Here is a 17,425-nt window from a genome sequence, read left to right as displayed (position 1 = left end):
GATCTGCACATGCCGGAACCCACTGACGAGCGCGGAGTGCGCGAGGTGAAGTCGGCCGCGCGCACGGTCGAGCTGCTGGAACTGCTGGCCGAGCGGGGCGACCGCCCGGCCCGCCTCCAGGAGCTCGCGGACGCGCTCGCAGTGCCCCGCAGCTCGATGTACGCGCTGCTCCAGACCCTGATCAGCCGGGGCTGGGTGCGCACGGACGTCACGGGGTCGCTGTACGGGATCGGGATCCACGCCCTGCTGACGGGCACCAGCTACCTGGACTCCGACCCGCGGGTGCGCGCCGCCCGTCCCTACCTCGACGAGGCTTCCCAGGCACTCGGCGAGACGGTCCACCTGGGGCGGCTCGACGGCACGGACGTCACCTACCTCGCCACCCGCGAGTCGCACGAGTACCTGCGCACGATCAGCCGGGTGGGCCGCCGGCTGCCCGCCCACGTGGGCGCCCTCGGCAAGGCCCTGCTCGCCGAACGCCCCGACGACGAGCTGCCCGAGGGCCCCTATCCGCCCGCCACCCCCCACACCCGCACCCGCCGCGACGACCTCGCCGCCGACCTGGCCAGGACCCGCGCCCGCGGCTACTCCGTGGACCGCGAGGAGGGCGTCCTCGGCATCGTCGGCTTCGGCTTCGCCCTGCGGTACGACGTGCCCGCCCAGGACGCCGTCAGCTGCTCGGTGCCCGTCGTCCGGCTGACCCCCGCCCACGAGGACCGGATCATCACGGTCATGCGTGAGATCCGGGCGAGGATCGAGGCGGCGACGCCGGGGGGAGCGGGCGCCCCGCGCTGGCGCTGACACGGCACCGCAGGTCGCGGTGAAAAGCCCTACGTCCTTGTCAGTGCGGGGTCGTACTCTTGGAATCGCAAGGCTGCCCCCGTGGCAAGCGTGCCGATCGAGGAGGAAAAGCAGGCCTCAGAGCCGGCCCATGACTCAGACACCCACAGCACAGACCCCCGCGCAGGGGCAGGCACGAGCGCACTTCACGGTCCCCGCGAGCCACCCCATGGTCACGGTGCTGGGATCAGGCGACGCCCTCCTGCGCGTGATCGAGAAGGCCTTCCCGGCGGCCGACATCCATGTCCGGGGCAATGAGATCAGCGCGGTCGGCGACGCCGGGGAAGTCGCCCTCGTCCAGCGTCTGTTCGACGAGATGATGCTCGTGCTCCGCACCGGGCAGCCGATGACGGAGGACGCCGTGGAACGCTCGATCGCGATGCTCAGAGCGAGTGAGAACGGGGAGGGCGACGGCCAGGAGACCCCTGCCGAGGTCCTCACGCAGAACATCCTGTCCTCCCGGGGCCGCACCATCCGCCCCAAGACGCTCAACCAGAAGCGGTACGTCGACGCCATCGACAAGCACACCATCGTCTTCGGCATCGGCCCCGCCGGCACCGGCAAGACGTACCTCGCCATGGCGAAGGCCGTCCAGGCGCTCCAGGCCAAGCAGGTCAGCCGGATCATCCTCACCCGCCCCGCGGTGGAGGCCGGCGAGCGGCTCGGCTTCCTCCCCGGCACCCTGTACGACAAGATCGACCCCTACCTGCGGCCCCTGTACGACGCGCTGCACGACATGCTCGACCCGGACTCGATCCCGCGCCTGATGGCGGCCGGGACGATCGAGGTCGCACCGCTGGCGTACATGCGTGGAAGAACTCTGAATGACGCCTTCATCATCCTGGACGAGGCTCAGAACACCAGCGCCGAGCAGATGAAGATGTTCCTGACCCGGCTCGGGTTCGAGTCGAAGATCGTGATCACGGGTGACGTGACCCAGGTCGACCTGCCGAGCGGGACGGCGTCGGGGCTGCGGCAGGTCCAGGACATCCTGGACGGTGTCCCGGACGTGCACTTCTCGCGGCTCACGTCGAGCGACGTCGTACGGCACAAGCTCGTCGGCCGTATCGTCGACGCGTACGAGAAGTACGACAGCGAGAACGGCACAGAGAACGGCACGCACAAGGGCCGCGCTCACAGAGGGAAGTAGACACCACAGCGCCATGTCGATCGACGTCAACAACGAGTCCGGAACCGAGGTCGACGAGCAGGCGATCCTCGACATCGCCCGCTACGCACTCGCGCGGATGCGCATCCACCCGCTCTCCGAGCTCTCGGTGATCGTCGTGGACGCCGACGCCATGGAGCAGCTGCACATCCAGTGGATGGACCTGCCGGGTCCGACGGATGTCATGTCGTTCCCCATGGACGAGCTGCGGCCCCCGTCCAAGGACGACGACGAGCCGCCGCAGGGTCTGCTCGGTGACATCGTGCTCTGCCCGGAGGTCGCCGAGCGGCAGGGCAAGGACGCCGAGACGCAGCACTCCATGGACGAGGAGCTCCAGCTCCTGACCGTCCACGGAGTGCTGCACCTGCTCGGCTACGACCACGAGGAAGCCGACGAGAAGGCCGAGATGTTCGGTCTCCAAGCGGCCATCGTGGACGGCTGGCGCGCGGACAAGGGGATGACGGGTCCCTCGCCGGCCCCGACCGTGTCATGAGCCCTCAACTCGTCGCAGGCGCCGTCCTGCTGGTCGTCGTCGCCTGGCTCGCCGCCTGCGCGGAGGCCGGCCTCGCGCGCGTCTCCAGCTTCCGCGCCGAGGAGGCCGTACGGTCCGGGCGGCGCGGCAGCGCCAAGCTCGCCCGGGTCGCCGAGGACCCCACCCGCTATCTGAACGTGGCGCTGCTGGTGCGCGTCGCCTGCGAGATGGCCGCCGCCGCACTCGTCACGTACGCCTGCCTCCAGCAGTTCGACGAGACCTGGGAGTCCCTCGCCGTCGCCATCGGCGTGATGGTCCTCGTCTCCTACGTCGCGGTCGGCGTCTCGCCCCGCACCATCGGCCGCCAGCACCCGCTGAACACGGCGACGGCGGCGGCGTACGTCCTGCTTCCGCTCGCGCGGATCATGGGCCCCATCCCGCCGCTCCTCATCCTCATCGGCAACGCGCTCACGCCCGGCAAGGGCTTCAGGCGCGGCCCGTTCGCCTCCGAGGCCGAGCTGCGCGCACTGGTCGACCTCGCCGAGAAGGAGTCGCTCATCGAGGACGAGGAGCGCCGCATGGTGCACTCCGTCTTCGAGCTGGGCGACACCCTCGTACGGGAGGTGATGGTGCCGCGCACGGACCTGGTCGTCATCGAGCGGTACAAGACCATCAGGCAGGCCCTCACCCTGGCGCTGCGCTCGGGTTTCTCGCGCATTCCCGTAACCGGGGAGAGCGAGGACGACATCGTCGGGATCGTGTACCTGAAGGACCTCGTGCGCAAGACGCACATCAACCGTGACGCCGAGAGCGAGCTGGTGTCCACGGCCATGCGGCCCGCGACCTTCGTGCCCGACACGAAGAACGCGGGTGACCTGCTGCGCGAGATGCAGCAGGAGCGCAACCACGTCGCCGTCGTCATCGACGAGTACGGCGGCACGGCCGGCATCGTCACCATCGAGGACATCCTGGAGGAGATCGTCGGCGAGATCACGGACGAGTACGACCGTGAGCTGCCGCCGGTCCAGAAGCTCGGCGACGACCGCTACCGCGTCACCGCCCGTCTCGACATCGGCGACCTCGGCGAGCTGTACGGCTTCGAGGCCTACGACGACGAGGACGTGGAGACGGTCGGCGGGCTGCTCGCGAAGGCGCTCGGGCGGGTTCCGATCGCCGGGGCGTCCTCGGTGGTCGAGCTGCCCGACGGACGGGAACTGCGGCTGACGGCGGAGGCCGCGGCCGGCCGCCGGAACAAGATCGTCACGGTGCTCGTCGAGCCGGTGGGCGGCGAGGCGGAGTCCGTCGAGGAGGAGAAGCCGGAGTGACCCCGAAGGAGCTGCGCGCCCTCTGTCTGTCGTTCAACGCGACCGTCGAGGACTTCCCCTTCAACCCGGACACCTCGGTCTTCAAGGTGCAGGGGAAGCTGTTCGCCCTGACGAACCTGGGCGCGCGGCCCCTGACGGTCAATCTGAAGTGCGACCCGGACGACGCCGTACGGCTGCGCGCGGAGCATCCCGGCCTGGTCATCCCGGGCTACCACATGAACAAGCGGCACTGGAACACCGTGACGGTGGACGGCGGACTCCCGGACCGGCTGGTCCGGGAGCTGGTCGAGGACTCGTACGACCTGGTCGTCGCCGGCCTGCCGAAGGCCGACCGGCTCCGCCTCGACCGCCCCTGAGGCCACCACCGTGCGGGCGCCGGTCGGTGGGAGGGCGCCGGAAACCGCCGGTCGGGCGGCTCGATAAGCTCGGTCCATGACCGAGAACCCCGCGACCGGCACCCCCGACCTCGATCCCGAGGACCGCAAGATCGTCACCCTGGCCCGATCGGCCCGCGCCCGTAACGGCGTGCCCGAGGGCGCGGCCGTGCGGGACGAGACGGGGCGTACGTATGTCGCCGGGAGCGTGGAGCTGCCCTCGCTGCGGCTGAGCGCGCTGCGGACGGCGGTGGCCATGGCGGTGGCGTCCGGGGCGAAGTCGCTGGAGGCGGCGGCGGTCGTCACCGAGGCGGCGACGGCGACGGCGGAGGACCTGGCGGCCGTGGGGGATCTCGGCGGGGCAGGCACGCCGGTGTGGGTGGCGGGGCCCGACGGGTCGGTGCGCGTCCGGAACGAGGCGGGCTGAGCCCTTCGCCCCCTGCCGTCCGGTATCCGGCGGCTCCGCCCCCGCGGCCCCGTATCGCGCTGATGTCCCCGGCCGCCGGACCGGCGGGAACTGGCCTTACCCAGGGTAACTTCGGCCACTTTCCCTGACCCTGGAGGAAATCCGGGGGAGTGACTTGCGGTCCCCAGCCGCTCGCGACTCAATGGAATCGCTAGTTCCGACGGGCCGTCAGATACGTCGCGCCGCTCGCGGACCGACCCGCGTACACATCGACTCCGCACCCTCACCGGGGTACCGGTGACGCGTCCGTGTGCCCGGCGTGAGACGACACCGTCTTCCATCCCCACATGGCAATTCCCGTACAAGGGAAGGGAATCCGATGATTCGCAAGCGACTCGGAAGCGCCGCGGCGCTGGCCGCCGGCACCCTCGCCGCGACCGGCCTGGCCTTCGCGCCGACCGCCGCCGCCGTCACCCCGCTGACGGCCACCATCACCGCTACATGCAGCCTCGTCGGCGACGGGGAGGCCACCCTCACGGCCACGCAGACCGGCACGGCCGCGACCATCACGGTCACCTCCACCGAGATCACCACCCCGATCGCCCTGGGCCAGGACTCGGTCAGCTCCACCCTCACCCTGGTGAAGGCCAGTGGCGGCACCACCGTCTTCAGCGGCACCAGGAACCCCGCCATCCCGGCGGGCGGCGGTGTCGAGGTGGGCCCCCTGGACGGCACGGTCGCCCCCGGTGACAGCCTGGAGGCCTTCGGCGGCTCACTGGAGCTGGTGGTCTTCGGGATCCCCATCACCTGCAACGCGAACGGACCGCAGTCCCCGGGTCCCTTCGTGTTCGAGTAGGCACGGCAGGAGCAGTACCGCAGTACCGCAGGACACCAGGACCGGTGCCGCCCGCGTGCGGCGGCACCGGTCCTGGTGCGCCCGTCCGGCTCAGAGCGCGTCGGGCCCGCGCTCGCCCGTGCGTACCCGCACCACCGCGTCCACCGGCACGGCCCACACCTTGCCGTCGCCGATCTTGCCGGTCCGCGCGGCCTCCACGACCGCGTCGATGGCCGCGTCGGCGTCGGCGTCGTCGACGACCACCTCGATACGGACCTTGGGGACGAGGTCCACCTGGTACTCGGCGCCGCGGTACACCTCGGTGTGGCCGCGCTGGCGTCCGTACCCGCTGGCCTCCGTGACGGTCATCCCGTGCACACCGAGTTCCTGGAGGGCGGTCTTCACCTTGTCGAGGCGGTGCGGCTTGACGATCGCGGTGATGAGCTTCATGCCTTGGCCTTGGCCTTCCGGGCGGTGAGGAGGGGTGAGGAGGCCGGGGAACCGTGTCCCGGGCCCCGTGATCGTAGGCCGTCCCGGGGTGCGTCGTAAGGTCCGGGCCGCCTCGGCGTGCGGCAGGGCTCCGATGATCAGGGACAATGGGCGCCATGAGCGTTCGTACCGAGTCATCCGAGCCGTCCGAGGCCAACCACCGCGCCGGCTTCGCCTGCTTCGTGGGCCGCCCCAACGCGGGCAAGTCCACCCTGACGAACGCTCTGGTCGGCCAGAAGGTGGCGATCACGGCGAACCAGCCGCAGACGACGCGGCACACGGTGCGCGGCATCGTGCACCGGGACGACGCGCAGCTGATCCTGGTGGACACCCCCGGGCTCCACAAGCCGCGCACCCTGCTCGGCGAGCGGCTGAACGACATCGTGCGCACCACCTGGGCCGAGGTCGACGTCATCGGCTTCTGCCTGCCCGCGAACGAGAAGCTCGGCCCCGGTGACCGGTTCATCGCCAAGGAACTGGCGTCCATCAAGAAGACGCCGAAGATCGCGATCGTCACTAAGACCGACCTGGTCGACAACCGGACGCTCGCGGAGCAGCTCATCGCCATCGACCAGCTCGGTACGGAGCTCGGGTTCGAGTGGGCGGAGATCGTGCCGGTGTCGGCGGTCGGGGACGAGCAGGTGGACCTGCTGGCGAACCTGATCGTCCCGCTGCTGCCCGAGGGGCCCGCGCTGTACCCGGAGGGCGACCTCACCGACGAGCCCGAGCAGGTCATGGTCGCGGAGCTGATCCGCGAGGCCGCGCTCGAAGGTGTACGGGACGAACTGCCGCACTCCATCGCCGTGGTGGTCGAGGAGATGCTGCCCCGCGAGGACCGCCCCGCCGACAAGCCGCTCCTCGACATCCACGCCTTCGTCTACATCGAGCGGCCCAGCCAGAAGGGGATCATCATCGGCCCCAAGGGCAAGCGGTTGAAGGAGGTCGGCATCAAGTCGCGTAAGCAGATCGAGGCGCTGCTCGGTACGCCGGTGTTCCTCGACCTCCATGTGAAGGTCGCCAAGGACTGGCAGCGGGATCCCCGGCAGCTGCGGAAGCTGGGGTTCTGACGGGCGTTCTTCGCCCCCTCCGCCCCTTCCCGTCCCGTATCCGGGGGCTGCGCCCCCAGACCCCCCTGTCGCGCTGACGCGCTCGTCCTCAAACGCCGGACGGGCTGAGAGTCAGCCGCTCGGCGGGGGCTGCCGCCCCCAGGCCCGCGCATCGCGTTTCGCGCTCGTCCTCAAACGCCGGACGGGCTGGGAGTCGACGGGCTGGGAGTCAGCCGCTCGGTGACAGGTCCTGTACGCCGATCACGCGCAGCAGTTGCAGGCGTTGGTGGGACTCCGTGCCCGGTCGGGCCGTGTGGACGATCAGTTGTTGGTCGTGGCCCGAACTGAGCAGGATCTCGCAGTCGAGTTCGAGCAGACCGACGGTCGGGTGCCGGAAGCGTTTGACCGAGGAGCGGCGTACCGCGACCTCGTGCGCCTCCCACAGCTCCGCGAACTCCTCGCTGGTGGCGCGGAGTCCGGCCACCAGGCGAGCCGGGCCCGGGTCGTCGGGGCGGGCCGCGGTGACCGCCCGCAGGTTGGCGACGTGGGAGCGGGCCAGCTCCCGGCGGTCCTCGGGCAGGAAGAGGTCGCGGGCCCGCGGATCGGTGAAGAAGCGGCGCACGATGTTGCGGTCGGCCGACGCGTGGCCCGCCAGCGCCGCGGCCATCGCGTTCTGGGCGAGGACGTCGCCGTAGTCCGTGACGACCTGCGCGGGCGCGTCGTGCAGCCGGTCGAGGATCAGCAGCAGTCCGGGCCGGACGTGGGCGGAGGCGCTCTCGGAGCGCGGCGGCTCCTCGCCGACCAGGTGGAAGAGATGGTCCCGCTCGTCGCCGCTGAGCCGCAGCGCCCGCGCGAGCGCGCCCAGCATCTGCCGGGACGGCCGCGGGCCACGGGACTGCTCCAGCCGCGTGTAGTAGTCCACGGACATCCCCGCGAGCCCCGCCACCTCCTCCCGCCGCAGGCCCGGTGTACGGCGCCGCGCGCCCGCCGTGAGCCCGACGTCGGAGGGCTCCAGGCGGGCACGGCCGCGGCGCAGGAAGTCGGCGAGTTCGGGTCGGTTCACCCCTCCAGCGTCGCCGAAGGCGCCCGTCTTATCCAGGGAGTGCTGATCCCCTGATCGACGCGTCTCTCCCGGCCGGCGCGATCCCGTCCGAGGCTGGTGGCACCGGACGGAGAGGAACAGATCATGTTGACACTGGTGACGGGAACGACAGGACAGGTCGGCCGACGCTTCGCGCCGAGGCTGCTGGCGCAGGCCCGGACGGGGGAGCGGGTGCGGGTCCTGGTGCGGGACGCGGCCCGTGCCGAGCGGCTGGCGGAGCTCGGGGCGGAGGTCGTTGTCGGGGATCTGCGGGACGCCGGATCGCTCGGCGAGACGGTGGCCGGCGTGCACGCCGTCGTGAACATCGCGGCGTCCTTCCGCGGGGTGCCCGACGAGGAGGCGTGGGCCATCAACCGGGACGCGGCCGTGGATCTCGGCCGCGCCGCGCAGGCCGCCGGGGTACGACGGTTCGTGCAGGTCAGCACGGGGGTCGTATACGGCCTGGGGCGGGGCCGGCCGCTCACCGAGGACGACGAGATCCGGCCCGGCGGCGAGATGTGGGGCGCCTACCCCGAGTCCAAGGCCGAGGCCGAGCGTGAGCTGCTCGCGCTGGAGGGCCTGGACGTACGGATCGGGCGGCTTCCCTTCGTCTACGGCGAAGGGGACCCGCACCTGGCCCAGTCCCTGATGTGGGCCCGCAACTGGGCGGCGTCCCAGCGGCTCCAGATGGCCCACCACGCGGACGTCGCCCAGGGCCTGCTGCGTCTCCTGCACGCGCCGGGCATCGACGGCCGCGTCTACAACATCGCCGACGACGCCCCGGTCACCGCGCTGGAGCTGCACCTGCTCAACGGGGTCGAGATCCCCGCCGAGGCCCACACCCGCACGGACCCCGACCCGTGGTTCGGGGTGATGTCCGCCGAACGGATCCGCCGGGACCTCGGCTTCCGGCCGCTCTTCCCGACCGTCTGGGCGGCCCGGGACGCCGGAGCGCTCTAGGGACCCGGCCCGGGAGCCCGTCCACGGCGTGCTGGACCAGCTTCAGCAGGCCGCCGGGGTCATCTCCTGGCCGCCCGCAGGGAACCCCGCAGCGCGTCCCGCAGCCATCCGTAGGACGCCTTCGGGGTCCGCTCCAGCGTGCCGTGGTCGACGTGCACGAGGCCGAAGCGGCGGGTGTACCCCTCCGCCCACTCGAAGTTGTCGAGCAGCGACCAGACGAAGTAGCCGCGTACGTCGACGCCCGCCTCCAGGGCCCGGTGCAGGGCCCGTACGTGACCGTCGAGGAAGGCGATCCGCTCCTGGTCGTCGATGCCCTCGCAACTGCAGCCGTTCTCGGTGATGACGACGGGCGGCAGCCGGTCGCCGTAGCGCTCGTGGAAGCCGGTGAGCAGTTCGGTCAGGGCCTCGGGAACCACCGGCCAGCCGAAGTCCGTGACCGGGTAGCCCTCCAGTTCCCTTACCGAGAAGGGGAGTTCGGCGGGCAGGGTCAGTCCGCTGAACTCGATCTCCGAGCCCTGGGGGGCGCCCACCTTCGTCGGCTGGTAGTAGTTGACGCCGTACCAGTCCAGTGGCTCCGCGATGATCTTCAGGTCGGCCTCGACGTCGCCGGGGAGCAGTTCGGCGATGCCGTCGGGGTAGCGGCCCAGCAGGAGGGGGTCCGCGAACAGGCGGTTGAGGAGCAGGTCGTAGAAGTCGGCGGCCGCCACGTCCTCGGCGCTGTCCGACGCGGCCCAGGTCGGCCCGTGCGAGTTGGCGATGCCGATGTCGGTGACTCCGGCCGCGCGCAGGGCCTGTGCGCCCAGGCCGTGCGCCAACAGCTGGTGGTGCGCCACCGGCAGGGCGTCGAACAGCAGCTTCCTCCCCGGAGCGTGGGCGCCCAGCGCGTGGCCCAACAGGGTGTGCTCGGCGGGCTCGTTGAGGGTGATCCACTTCGTGACGCGGTCTCCGAGACGGGCGGCGACGACGGCCGTGTACTCGGCGAAGCGCTCCGCCGTCGACCGGTCCAGCCAGTCGAGGCCGACGGGCAGGTCCCAGTGGAAGAGGGTCGGCACCGGACGTACGCCCGCCGCGCGGAGTTCGTCGACCAGGCGGTCGTAGAAGTCCAGGCCCCCGGGGGAGTTCACCCGGGGCCAGGAGATCGAGAAGCGGTACGCGTCCACGCCGAGGTCGCGCAGGAGTGCGACGTCCTCGCGGTAGCGGTGGTAGTGGTCGCAGGCCACCTCGGCGGTGGAGCCGTCCTTCACGCGCCCTGGTTCGGCGGTGAAGGTGTCCCACACCGAGGGAGCGCGTTCGTCGGCGGCTCCCTCGATCTGGTGGGCCGAGGTGGACACGCCCCAGAGGAAGCCGGGCGGGAACTGCGGGAGAGGACTCGTCGCCATGCGCGAGATCATCCTTACCCCCGGTAAGGGAAGTCAACGGGGTCCGGTGAACTGCGAGTCGCGGATTTCGGCGGTGCCCCGTGAGGTGAGGTCTCCACGCGCCGGTCTCTACGCGCCCTCCTTCAACACCCGGGAGATCAGGCTCCGTTGCTCCTCCGTCAGCCGTGGATCGGCCGCGTACACCGTGTCCCCGTCCACGGTGATCCGGTAGCTGAAACCGTCGGGCACGCCGATGGGAGGCGCGCCCCGGCCGGCGGAGAGTGCCTTCTCGGCCAGGGCGTGCCACTCGTGGGCGTCGGGGCGTCCCGAGGTGTCCACCTCGGCATGCCGCTCGATGCCCGCGAACCCGCCCGTGCGCCTTACCTGAATACGCATGGGTCCTGTCTAGTACGAGTCGGGGCGCGGAGCTACGCGGCGGGCACTCCGACCTGTTCCCACGCCTTCAGGACGGCCTGGAGTTCCGCGCCGTCGCCGAAGCGGGTGCGGGCCGCGGCGGTGGTGAGCGCGGCGAAGTCGGTGAAGAGCGCCTGCTGTCCCAGGTCGCCGCCGGTGAGGACGTCGTACCAGATCTGTCCCGCCCGCTCCCAGGCGTGGCCGCCGAGGGCGGTGGCGGCGAGGTAGAAGGCGCGGTTGGGGATGCCGGAGTTGATGTGGACGCCGCCGTTGTCCCGGCCGGTGTTCACGAAGTCGTCCATCGTCGCGGGCTGCGGGTCCTTGCCGAGCACGTCGTCGTCGTACGCCGTGCCCGGCTCCTTCATGGAGCGCAGCGCGATGCCGGTGACGCGCGGGGCGAGCAGGCCCGCGCCGATCAGCCAGTCGGCCTCGGCGGCGGTCTGGCCGAGCGTGTACTGCTTGATCAGCGAGCCGAAGACGTCGGACATCGACTCGTTGAGGGCGCCGGGCTGGCCGAAGTAGGTGAGGTTCGCGGTGTGCTGGGTGACGCCGTGGGTCAGTTCGTGGCCGATGACGTCGACGGGGATGGTGAAGTCGAGGAAGATCTCGCCGTCACCGTCGCCGAACACCATCTGCTCGCCGTTCCAGAACGCGTTGTTGTAGCTGTCGTCGTAGTGCACGGTCGCGTCCAGTGGCAGGCCCTCGCCGTTGATCGAGTTGCGCCGGTAGGCGTTCAGGAACAGCTCGAAGGTCGCGCCGAGTCCGGCATAGGCGCGGTTGACGGTGGCGTCCTTGCCGGGCTTGTCACCCTCGTCGCGGACCTTCCGGCCGGGCAGGTCCGTGCGGTGGCGGGCGTCGTAGATCGTGCGGTGCGGCTTGTCCTCGACGGCTTCGCTGGCCGGGGCCACCGCGGGCGCGCCGATGACCGTGGTCAGCCGTCGGCGGGTGCGTTCCAGGGCGTCCCGCTCCAGGGTGCGGCGGGCGGGCCCGGCCAGTGTGGGGTCCTCGGCCTGAGCCAGCGTGTCCAGGACGTGGGGCGGCACGATGGTGCAGAAGACAGGCTCGAAGCCTGCCGGATTGGCGGTCATGTCGGGCACATTTGCACTGAGTCATGACTCTGTCACTACCGGCAACCATGATTGGTGAAATGTGCCGATAAGGGGTCCCCGACCTGGTCGCGGAGTGGTATGGCGCACTTTTTGCCCCATTTGCGCGAGCGGTCCCGCATAGTGATACGGGCCCCCGCATCCGGTGCGGCTCGGCTAGCATGCGGAGCATCATGCGTTTCGGGCTGCTCCTCCTTAGCTGCCGCGGCGAGGGCCTGTAAGTCGAGGCCGACCCCCTCCCCGCGGAGTCTGGCGTTGCGCCGTCGGCCGTCCTTCAGGACACCCACGAGGAGCCCTCGCATCATGGCGAACAGCCAGAACCGCCAGCAGTCCACTTCCATGCCGGTGCACAAGTACCGCCCGTACGACCAGGTCGACATCGCCGACCGTACGTGGCCGGACAACCGGATCACCGTCGCACCCCGCTGGCTCTCCACCGACCTGCGTGACGGCAACCAAGCCCTGATCGACCCCATGTCGCCCGCTCGCAAGCGCGAGATGTTCGACCTGCTGGTGAAGATGGGCTACAAGGAGATCGAGGTCGGGTTCCCGGCCTCCGGCCAGACCGACTTCGACTTCGTGCGCTCGATCATCGAGGAAGAGGGCGCGATCCCGGACGACGTCACGATCTCCGTGCTGACCCAGGCCCGCGAGGACCTGATCGAGCGGACCGTGGAGTCCCTGGTCGGCGCCAGGCGCGCCAACGTCCACCTGTACAACGCGACCGCCCCCGTCTTCCGCCGGGTCGTCTTCCGCGGCTCCAAGGACCAGATCAAGCAGATCGCCGTCGACGGCACCCGGCTGGTCATGGAGTACGCCGAGAAGCTGCTGGACGAGCGGACGTCGTTCGGCTACCAGTACAGCCCCGAGATCTTCACCGACACCGAGCTGGACTTCGCCCTGGAGGTCTGCGAGGCCGTCATGGACGTCTGGCAGCCAGGACCGGACCGCGAGATCATCCTCAACCTGCCCGCCACGGTGGAGCGTTCGACCCCCTCCACGCACGCGGACCGCTTCGAGTGGATGTCGCGGAACCTCTCCCGCCGCGAGTACGTCTGCGTCTCCGTCCACCCGCACAACGACCGCGGTACGGCGGTGGCCGCGGCCGAGCTGGCGCTGATGGCCGGCGCCGACCGCATCGAGGGCTGCCTGTTCGGGCAGGGCGAGCGCACGGGCAACGTCGACCTGGTCACCCTGGGCATGAACCTGTTCTCGCAGGGCGTCGACCCGCAGATCGACTTCTCGAACATCGACGACGTCCGGCGCACCGCCGAGTACTGCAACCAGATGGAGGTCCACCCCCGTCACCCGTACGTCGGCGACCTCGTCTACACCTCCTTCTCCGGCTCCCACCAGGACGCCATCAAGAAGGGCTTCGACGCCATGGAGGCCGACGCCGCCGCCAAGGGCGTCACCGTCGACGACATCGAGTGGGCGGTCCCGTACCTGCCGATCGACCCGAAGGACGTCGGCCGCTCCTACGAGGCGGTCATCCGCGTCAACTCGCAGTCGGGCAAGGGCGGTATCGCGTACGTCCTGAAGAACGAGCACAAGCTGGACCTGCCGCGCCGGATGCAGATCGAGTTCTCCCGGCTCATCCAGGCGAAGACGGACGCCGAGGGCGGCGAGGTCACCCCGCAGGAGATCTGGTCGGTCTTCCAGGACGAGTACCTGCCCAACTCCGGGAACCCGTGGGGCCGCGTCCAGGTCAAGACGGGCCAGACGACGACCGACCGCGACGGCATCGACTCGCTGACCGTCGAGGCCTCCGTGGACGGCCAGGACGTGGTTCTGACCGGCACCGGCAACGGTCCGATCTCCGCGTTCTTCGACGCCCTCCAGTCCATCGGCATCGACGTACGCCTGCTGGACTACCAGGAGCACACGATGAGCGAGGGCGCCTCCGCGCAGGCCGCCTCCTACATCGAATGCGCTGTCGGCGACAAGGTTCTGTGGGGAATCGGGATCGACTCGAATACGACACGTGCCTCGCTGAAGGCCGTGGTCTCCGCCGTCAACCGCGCGGAGCGCTGACCCCTTTCACCTGGCTTTTTCCCGGCCCCGTCCGCCTTCCGAGGCGGGCGGGGCCAGGTCGTTTACCGGCCAATCCGTGTGCGGGTCACGGGTGGGTCTCGTCGGGGGTACTGACTCTTCCTCAACAATGTGGCTAACATCACGCCAGCGCGGCGATGTTGCCGCGGCGTTACGGAGGTGTGCGACGGTGCTGCCAGGATGGGGACGAAACGGTCGGGCAGTTCCGGTTTCCCGGATCCTGGGCTTCCGTACGGCGTGGACGACCGTGGGCGACGGCGAGTTCTTCTGTCCGGGCTGCGGAGGCGACCGCAACTTCCAGCGGCTCGTCGGGCGGCGCCGCTTCACCTGCCTCGGCGTTCCCGTTCTCCCGCGCGGCGAGACCGGGCCCGTCGTCGAATGCGCCGCCTGCGGTCAGCACTACGGCGCCGACGTCCTCGACCATCCCACCACCACCCGCTTCTCCGCGATGCTCCGCGACGCCGTCCACACCGTCGCCCTCGCCGTGCTCGCCACGAGCGGCAGCTGCGCCCGTACGTCCCTGGAGACCGCCGCCTCGGCCGTCCGCTCGGCAGGCTTCGACGACTGCACGGAGGACCAGCTCGGCGCCCTCGTCGAGGCGCTCGCCGCGGACACCGGGCGGGTCTTCGGGGAGCCGTGCGGCGCGAGTCTGGCCATAGAGCTCCACGAGGCACTCGACCCGCTGGCCCCGCACCTCGCGCCCACCGGCCGGGAGGCGATCCTCCTCCAGGGGGCACGGATCGCGCTCGCCGACGGGCCGTACACGCCCGCCGAGCGTGATGTCCTGGCGACGGTGGGCGCGGCGCTGACGATCCGCGCGGACGACGTGACGCGCCTCCTGGCGGCGGCGCGCACCCCCTCCTGACGCCCGCCGCCGCACTCTCCCGAAGGACCGGCGGCCGGGCGCCTTCCCGCACGGCCCGCCGCCCTGACGGGTCGTCAAGATGCAGTAGCGCGCGCATATCTCCGCGCCCCGACGGGCAAACCAGGTCCCGCAGGACATCCCACCTTCCCTCTCCCCTGTCCTCCGCCCCATGCCCTCCGCCCCATGTCCTGCGAGCCGATTCCATCGTTCTGTGTCTGCCGTCCGTCGCAGTCCAGGGAGCGCCATGACCGTCATGAGCCGTACGGCCGCGTTCGCGGCGGCCACCGCACTCCTCGCCGCCGTCGCGGGCCCCGGCAGCGCCTCCGCCGGCCCGCTGTCCTCGCGGGACTGCACCTCCTCCGTGCCGTTCACCGCGGGCCAGGACGGCTACGACACCTACCGGATCCCGGCCACCGTCACGACGCCGGCCCGCACACTGCTCGCCTTCGCCGAGGGGCGGGTCGGCGGCGCGGGCGACACCGGCAGCATCGACGTCGTCGTCAGGCGTTCCTACGACCACGGCTGCACCTGGGGCGCGCTGCGGGTCGTCGCGTCCGGGAACGGCGACACCCGGGGCAACCCGGCGCCCGTCGTTGACCCCCGGACCGGGCGGATCGTGCTCGTCACCTCGTACAACAGCGGGTCGGTGACCGAGCGGCAGATCATGCGGGGCGAGGTCACCGCGGCGCAGAGCCGCCGGGTCTTCGTGCAGACGAGCCGTGACGACGGGCTCAGCTTCTCCGCGCCCCGTGACATCACCGCGGAGGTGAAGTCGCCGAACTGGCGGTGGTACGCCACCGGGCCCGGCCACGCGGTCGCCCTGCGGCACGGGCCGCACGCCGGGCGGCTGCTGGTCGCCGCCAACCACTCCGTCGCGCCGCCGGCCGGGTCCGCCGACACCGGGCAGGAGCCCAGGTACTACGGCGCCCACGCGATCTACAGCGACGACGGCGGGGCGAGCTGGCGGCTCGGGTTCGTCGACGACTCCTACGACGGGGTCGACAACGCGAACGAGAGCGGCGCGGCCGAACTGGCCGATGGGCGGGTGTACTTCAGCTCGCGTGACCAGAACGGGACGAGTGTGGGGAACCGGCTCGACTCGTACTCCGCTGACGGGGGTGAGAGTCTGACGCGTCCGTACGCGGTGCAGCACAGCCTGGACGATGTGCCCGTCGTCCAGGGCAGTGTTCTCCAACTGCGGGGGGCCGACGGTGCGTTGCTCTTCTCCGGGCCGTCCGTTCCCACCGCTCGGCGGGGGATGGCTGTGTGGCGGAGTGCTGACGCCGGGGCGACGTTCGCCAAGGCGGTCACGTTGTCGGCTTCCCCTGCCGCGTACTCCGATCTGGTGCCGCTCGGGACCGGGCGGGTGGGGGTGCTGTACGAGACCGGTGTCTCGGGGACGTACGAGCGGATCGAGTTCCGCCGGGTACGGGTCGCGGACCTGCGGGGGTAGGGGGTGGTTTTTTCGCCCCCTCCGCCCCTTCCCGTCCCATTCCTGGGGGCTGCCGCCCCCAGACCCCCGCATCGCGCTGACGCGCTCGTCCTCAAACGCCGGACGGGCTGAAAGATTTCTAGCGCCGCCCGGCGGAAAATTTCAGCCCCTCCGGCGTTTGAGGAGCGGGGGTTCGGGGGCGGAGCCCCCGAGTACGGGACGGGAAGGGGCGGAGGGGGCGAAGAAAGCCTCTACAGCAGGCCCGCCGACGCCAAGTACTTGCCCACCCGTTCGATCTCCGCCTCCGACAGGGCGACCTGCGGCTCCGCCGTGACGGGACAGTCGATGATGCCCCGGAGGTACAGGGCGGCCTTGAACGCACCGAGACTGGCGGAGCTGGCGCCCATACGGGTGGGATCACCCACCGCCACCATCGCGAACAACGCGCACAGCCGCTCCTGCTCGGCCCGAGCCCGCCCCAGGTCACCGTTCCGGGCGTGCCGGTACAGCCGTACGTACCCCTCGGGGTCGACGTTGGCGAGCCCGGGGACGACCCCGTCCGCCCCGAGCGCGAGCGCGGAGTCGACGACGAGTTCGGAGCCGGTCAGGACGCTGAAGCCGGTGATGCCGGGGTGCGTACGGGCGCCGATGACGACGGAGCGGAAGGCGGCGAGGTCGCCGCTGGAGTCCTTGAGGCCGGCCAGGGAGCCGTCGGCGGCCAGTTCGAGGATCAGTTCGGGGCTGAGCTTGGTGTGGACGGACATCGGCAGGTCGTAGGCGAAGAGGGGCACGGGCGAGCGGGCGGCGAGGACGCGGAAGTGGCGGACGATCTCGGCGGGGTGGGTGCGGGTGTAGAAGGGGGCGGTCACCACGACGGCGTCGGCGCCCGCGGCGGTGACGTACGCGATGTGGTCGAGGACGCGCGGCGTCGTCATGTCGATCGCCCCGGCGAGGACGGGGAGCTGCCCGCCGACGTGCGAGACCACCGTGGAGACGACGAGCCGCCGGTGCGCGTCCGTCAGATACGCGGCCTCCGACGACGAACCGAGCACGAACAGGCCGTCCACCCCGCCCTCCACGAGATGGTCCACCAGCCTGGTGAGCGAGCGGACGTCCACCTCGCGGTCCGGCGTCAGGGGCGTGCAGACGGGCGGGACGACACCGGTCAGCAGGGCGGGGACGGTCATGGAGGCTCCCTGGGT

General features: G+C 70.9%; 18 protein-coding genes and 1 pseudogene. 13 read left to right on the top strand and 6 right to left on the bottom strand.

Annotated features, from left to right (window positions below; all coding sequences use genetic code 11):
- Nucleotides 1-9 precede the first annotated feature (9 nt).
- The 7 genes from ACIP79_RS30675 to ACIP79_RS30645 all read left to right on the top strand — a co-directional run bounded on the left by ACIP79_RS30675 (nt 10) and on the right by ACIP79_RS30645 (nt 5,441).
- On the top strand, nt 10-801 hold the full coding sequence (locus ACIP79_RS30675; protein WP_383684872.1) for an IclR family transcriptional regulator: 792 nt from the start codon (nt 10-12) through the stop codon (nt 799-801).
- A gap of 130 nt (nt 802-931) precedes the next feature.
- Nucleotides 932-1,990, top strand: a complete 1,059-nt coding sequence (locus ACIP79_RS30670; protein ID WP_401228352.1) for a PhoH family protein — start codon at nt 932-934, stop codon at nt 1,988-1,990.
- A gap of 13 nt (nt 1,991-2,003) precedes the next feature.
- Nucleotides 2,004-2,501, top strand: coding sequence for an rRNA maturation RNase YbeY (ybeY, locus tag ACIP79_RS30665; protein WP_383684875.1), 498 nt, complete (start codon nt 2,004-2,006; stop codon nt 2,499-2,501).
- Nucleotides 2,498-3,805: a hemolysin family protein gene (locus tag ACIP79_RS30660; RefSeq protein ID WP_401228350.1), complete on the top strand. Its 1,308-nt coding sequence runs from the start codon at nt 2,498-2,500 to the stop codon at nt 3,803-3,805. The genes ybeY and ACIP79_RS30660 overlap by 4 nt, the downstream gene beginning before the upstream one ends.
- Nucleotides 3,802-4,161 carry an MmcQ/YjbR family DNA-binding protein gene (locus tag ACIP79_RS30655; protein WP_401228349.1) on the top strand — a complete coding sequence of 120 codons (360 nt, stop codon included), beginning with the start codon at nt 3,802-3,804 and terminating at the stop codon, nt 4,159-4,161. The genes ACIP79_RS30660 and ACIP79_RS30655 overlap by 4 nt, the downstream gene beginning before the upstream one ends.
- Before the next feature lie 76 nt (nt 4,162-4,237).
- A complete protein-coding gene (locus ACIP79_RS30650) occupies nt 4,238-4,606 on the top strand; it encodes a cytidine deaminase (RefSeq protein WP_401228347.1) in 369 nt (122 codons plus the stop codon).
- Between the two features lie 358 nt (nt 4,607-4,964).
- Nucleotides 4,965-5,441, top strand: coding sequence for a hypothetical protein (locus ACIP79_RS30645; RefSeq protein WP_383684882.1), 477 nt, complete (start codon nt 4,965-4,967; stop codon nt 5,439-5,441).
- Between the two features lie 90 nt (nt 5,442-5,531).
- Here ACIP79_RS30645 and ACIP79_RS30640 read toward each other — a convergent pair whose 3' ends face one another.
- Nucleotides 5,532-5,870 carry a P-II family nitrogen regulator gene (locus ACIP79_RS30640; RefSeq protein ID WP_401228345.1) on the bottom strand — a complete coding sequence of 113 codons (339 nt, stop codon included), beginning with the start codon at nt 5,868-5,870 and terminating at the stop codon, nt 5,532-5,534.
- Between the two features lie 146 nt (nt 5,871-6,016).
- Here ACIP79_RS30640 and era point away from each other — a divergent pair, with 146 nt between their 5' ends.
- Together era and ACIP79_RS30630 are read left to right on the top strand one after the other, a co-directional pair.
- Nucleotides 6,017-6,976, top strand: coding sequence for a GTPase Era (gene era, locus ACIP79_RS30635; RefSeq protein ID WP_401228344.1), 960 nt, complete (start codon nt 6,017-6,019; stop codon nt 6,974-6,976).
- Nucleotides 6,954-7,110 (top strand): annotated as a pseudogene (locus tag ACIP79_RS30630) (cobyrinic acid a,c-diamide synthase); the annotation flags it as partial. The gene era and the pseudogene ACIP79_RS30630, both read left to right, overlap by 23 nt.
- Nucleotides 7,111-7,184: 74 nt before the next feature.
- On the opposite strand, the gene ACIP79_RS30625 reads toward ACIP79_RS30630, so the two are convergent.
- On the bottom strand, nt 7,185-8,018 hold the full coding sequence (locus tag ACIP79_RS30625; RefSeq protein WP_401228342.1) for a helix-turn-helix transcriptional regulator: 834 nt from the start codon (nt 8,016-8,018) through the stop codon (nt 7,185-7,187).
- A gap of 123 nt (nt 8,019-8,141) precedes the next feature.
- On the opposite strand from ACIP79_RS30625, the gene ACIP79_RS30620 reads away from it, so the two are divergent.
- On the top strand, nt 8,142-8,996 hold the full coding sequence (locus tag ACIP79_RS30620; protein ID WP_401228340.1) for an NAD-dependent epimerase/dehydratase family protein: 855 nt from the start codon (nt 8,142-8,144) through the stop codon (nt 8,994-8,996).
- A 59-nt stretch (nt 8,997-9,055) separates the two neighbouring features.
- Here ACIP79_RS30620 and ACIP79_RS30615 read toward each other — a convergent pair whose 3' ends face one another.
- The 3 genes from ACIP79_RS30615 to ACIP79_RS30605 all read right to left on the bottom strand — a co-directional run bounded on the left by ACIP79_RS30615 (nt 9,056) and on the right by ACIP79_RS30605 (nt 11,856).
- On the bottom strand, nt 9,056-10,387 hold the full coding sequence (locus tag ACIP79_RS30615; RefSeq protein WP_401228338.1) for a GH1 family beta-glucosidase: 1,332 nt from the start codon (nt 10,385-10,387) through the stop codon (nt 9,056-9,058).
- A gap of 96 nt (nt 10,388-10,483) precedes the next feature.
- Nucleotides 10,484-10,750 (bottom strand): protealysin inhibitor emfourin, encoded by a 267-nt coding sequence (locus ACIP79_RS30610; protein ID WP_401228336.1) that lies wholly within the window; start codon nt 10,748-10,750, stop codon nt 10,484-10,486.
- 32 nt (nt 10,751-10,782) lie between these two features.
- Nucleotides 10,783-11,856 (bottom strand): M4 family metallopeptidase, encoded by a 1,074-nt coding sequence (locus tag ACIP79_RS30605; protein ID WP_401228334.1) that lies wholly within the window; start codon nt 11,854-11,856, stop codon nt 10,783-10,785.
- Between the two features lie 321 nt (nt 11,857-12,177).
- On the opposite strand from ACIP79_RS30605, the gene leuA reads away from it, so the two are divergent.
- From leuA to ACIP79_RS30590, 3 genes are all read left to right on the top strand, one after another.
- Complete coding sequence (leuA, locus tag ACIP79_RS30600) at nt 12,178-13,908, top strand: 2-isopropylmalate synthase (protein ID WP_401228332.1); 1,731 nt, start codon at nt 12,178-12,180, stop codon at nt 13,906-13,908.
- Between the two features lie 187 nt (nt 13,909-14,095).
- On the top strand, nt 14,096-14,791 hold the full coding sequence (locus ACIP79_RS30595) for a TerB family tellurite resistance protein (protein ID WP_401228330.1): 696 nt from the start codon (nt 14,096-14,098) through the stop codon (nt 14,789-14,791).
- Nucleotides 14,792-15,035: 244 nt separating this feature from the next.
- On the top strand, nt 15,036-16,244 hold the full coding sequence (locus ACIP79_RS30590; protein ID WP_401228329.1) for an exo-alpha-sialidase: 1,209 nt from the start codon (nt 15,036-15,038) through the stop codon (nt 16,242-16,244).
- A 230-nt stretch (nt 16,245-16,474) separates the two neighbouring features.
- Here the strand turns inward: ACIP79_RS30590 and ACIP79_RS30585 are convergent, their stop codons facing one another.
- Complete coding sequence (locus ACIP79_RS30585; RefSeq protein ID WP_401228328.1) at nt 16,475-17,410, bottom strand: dihydrodipicolinate synthase family protein; 936 nt, start codon at nt 17,408-17,410, stop codon at nt 16,475-16,477.
- Nucleotides 17,411-17,425 lie beyond the last annotated feature (15 nt).

This window comes from Streptomyces sp. NPDC088747 (assembly GCF_044751025.1).
In the GTDB taxonomy this organism is placed as follows: Bacteria; Actinomycetota; Actinomycetes; order Streptomycetales; family Streptomycetaceae; genus Streptomyces.
The sequence above is the reverse complement of the archived record's forward strand: the minus strand, read 5'-3'. Positions and strand labels throughout refer to the sequence as shown.

Bases quoted from the DNA above. Each gene is read 5' to 3' on its own strand.
- ACIP79_RS30675 (WP_383684872.1), top strand. From the start codon at position 10: ATGCCGGAACCCACTGACGAGCGCGGAGTGCGCGAGGTGAAGTCGGCC.
- ACIP79_RS30670 (WP_401228352.1), top strand. From the start codon at position 932: ATGACTCAGACACCCACAGCACAGACCCCCGCGCAGGGGCAGGCACGA.
- ybeY (WP_383684875.1), top strand. From the start codon at position 2,004: ATGTCGATCGACGTCAACAACGAGTCCGGAACCGAGGTCGACGAGCAG.
- ACIP79_RS30660 (WP_401228350.1), top strand. From the start codon at position 2,498: ATGAGCCCTCAACTCGTCGCAGGCGCCGTCCTGCTGGTCGTCGTCGCC.
- ACIP79_RS30650 (WP_401228347.1), top strand. From the start codon at position 4,238: ATGACCGAGAACCCCGCGACCGGCACCCCCGACCTCGATCCCGAGGAC.
- ACIP79_RS30645 (WP_383684882.1), top strand. From the start codon at position 4,965: ATGATTCGCAAGCGACTCGGAAGCGCCGCGGCGCTGGCCGCCGGCACC.
- ACIP79_RS30640 (WP_401228345.1), bottom strand. From the start codon at position 5,870: ATGAAGCTCATCACCGCGATCGTCAAGCCGCACCGCCTCGACAAGGTG.
- era (WP_401228344.1), top strand. From the start codon at position 6,017: ATGGGCGCCATGAGCGTTCGTACCGAGTCATCCGAGCCGTCCGAGGCC.
- ACIP79_RS30620 (WP_401228340.1), top strand. From the start codon at position 8,142: ATGTTGACACTGGTGACGGGAACGACAGGACAGGTCGGCCGACGCTTC.
- ACIP79_RS30615 (WP_401228338.1), bottom strand. From the start codon at position 10,387: ATGATCTCGCGCATGGCGACGAGTCCTCTCCCGCAGTTCCCGCCCGGC.
- ACIP79_RS30610 (WP_401228336.1), bottom strand. From the start codon at position 10,750: ATGCGTATTCAGGTAAGGCGCACGGGCGGGTTCGCGGGCATCGAGCGG.
- ACIP79_RS30605 (WP_401228334.1), bottom strand. From the start codon at position 11,856: ATGACCGCCAATCCGGCAGGCTTCGAGCCTGTCTTCTGCACCATCGTG.
- leuA (WP_401228332.1), top strand. From the start codon at position 12,178: ATGGCGAACAGCCAGAACCGCCAGCAGTCCACTTCCATGCCGGTGCAC.
- ACIP79_RS30590 (WP_401228329.1), top strand. From the start codon at position 15,036: ATGACCGTCATGAGCCGTACGGCCGCGTTCGCGGCGGCCACCGCACTC.
- ACIP79_RS30585 (WP_401228328.1), bottom strand. From the start codon at position 17,410: ATGACCGTCCCCGCCCTGCTGACCGGTGTCGTCCCGCCCGTCTGCACG.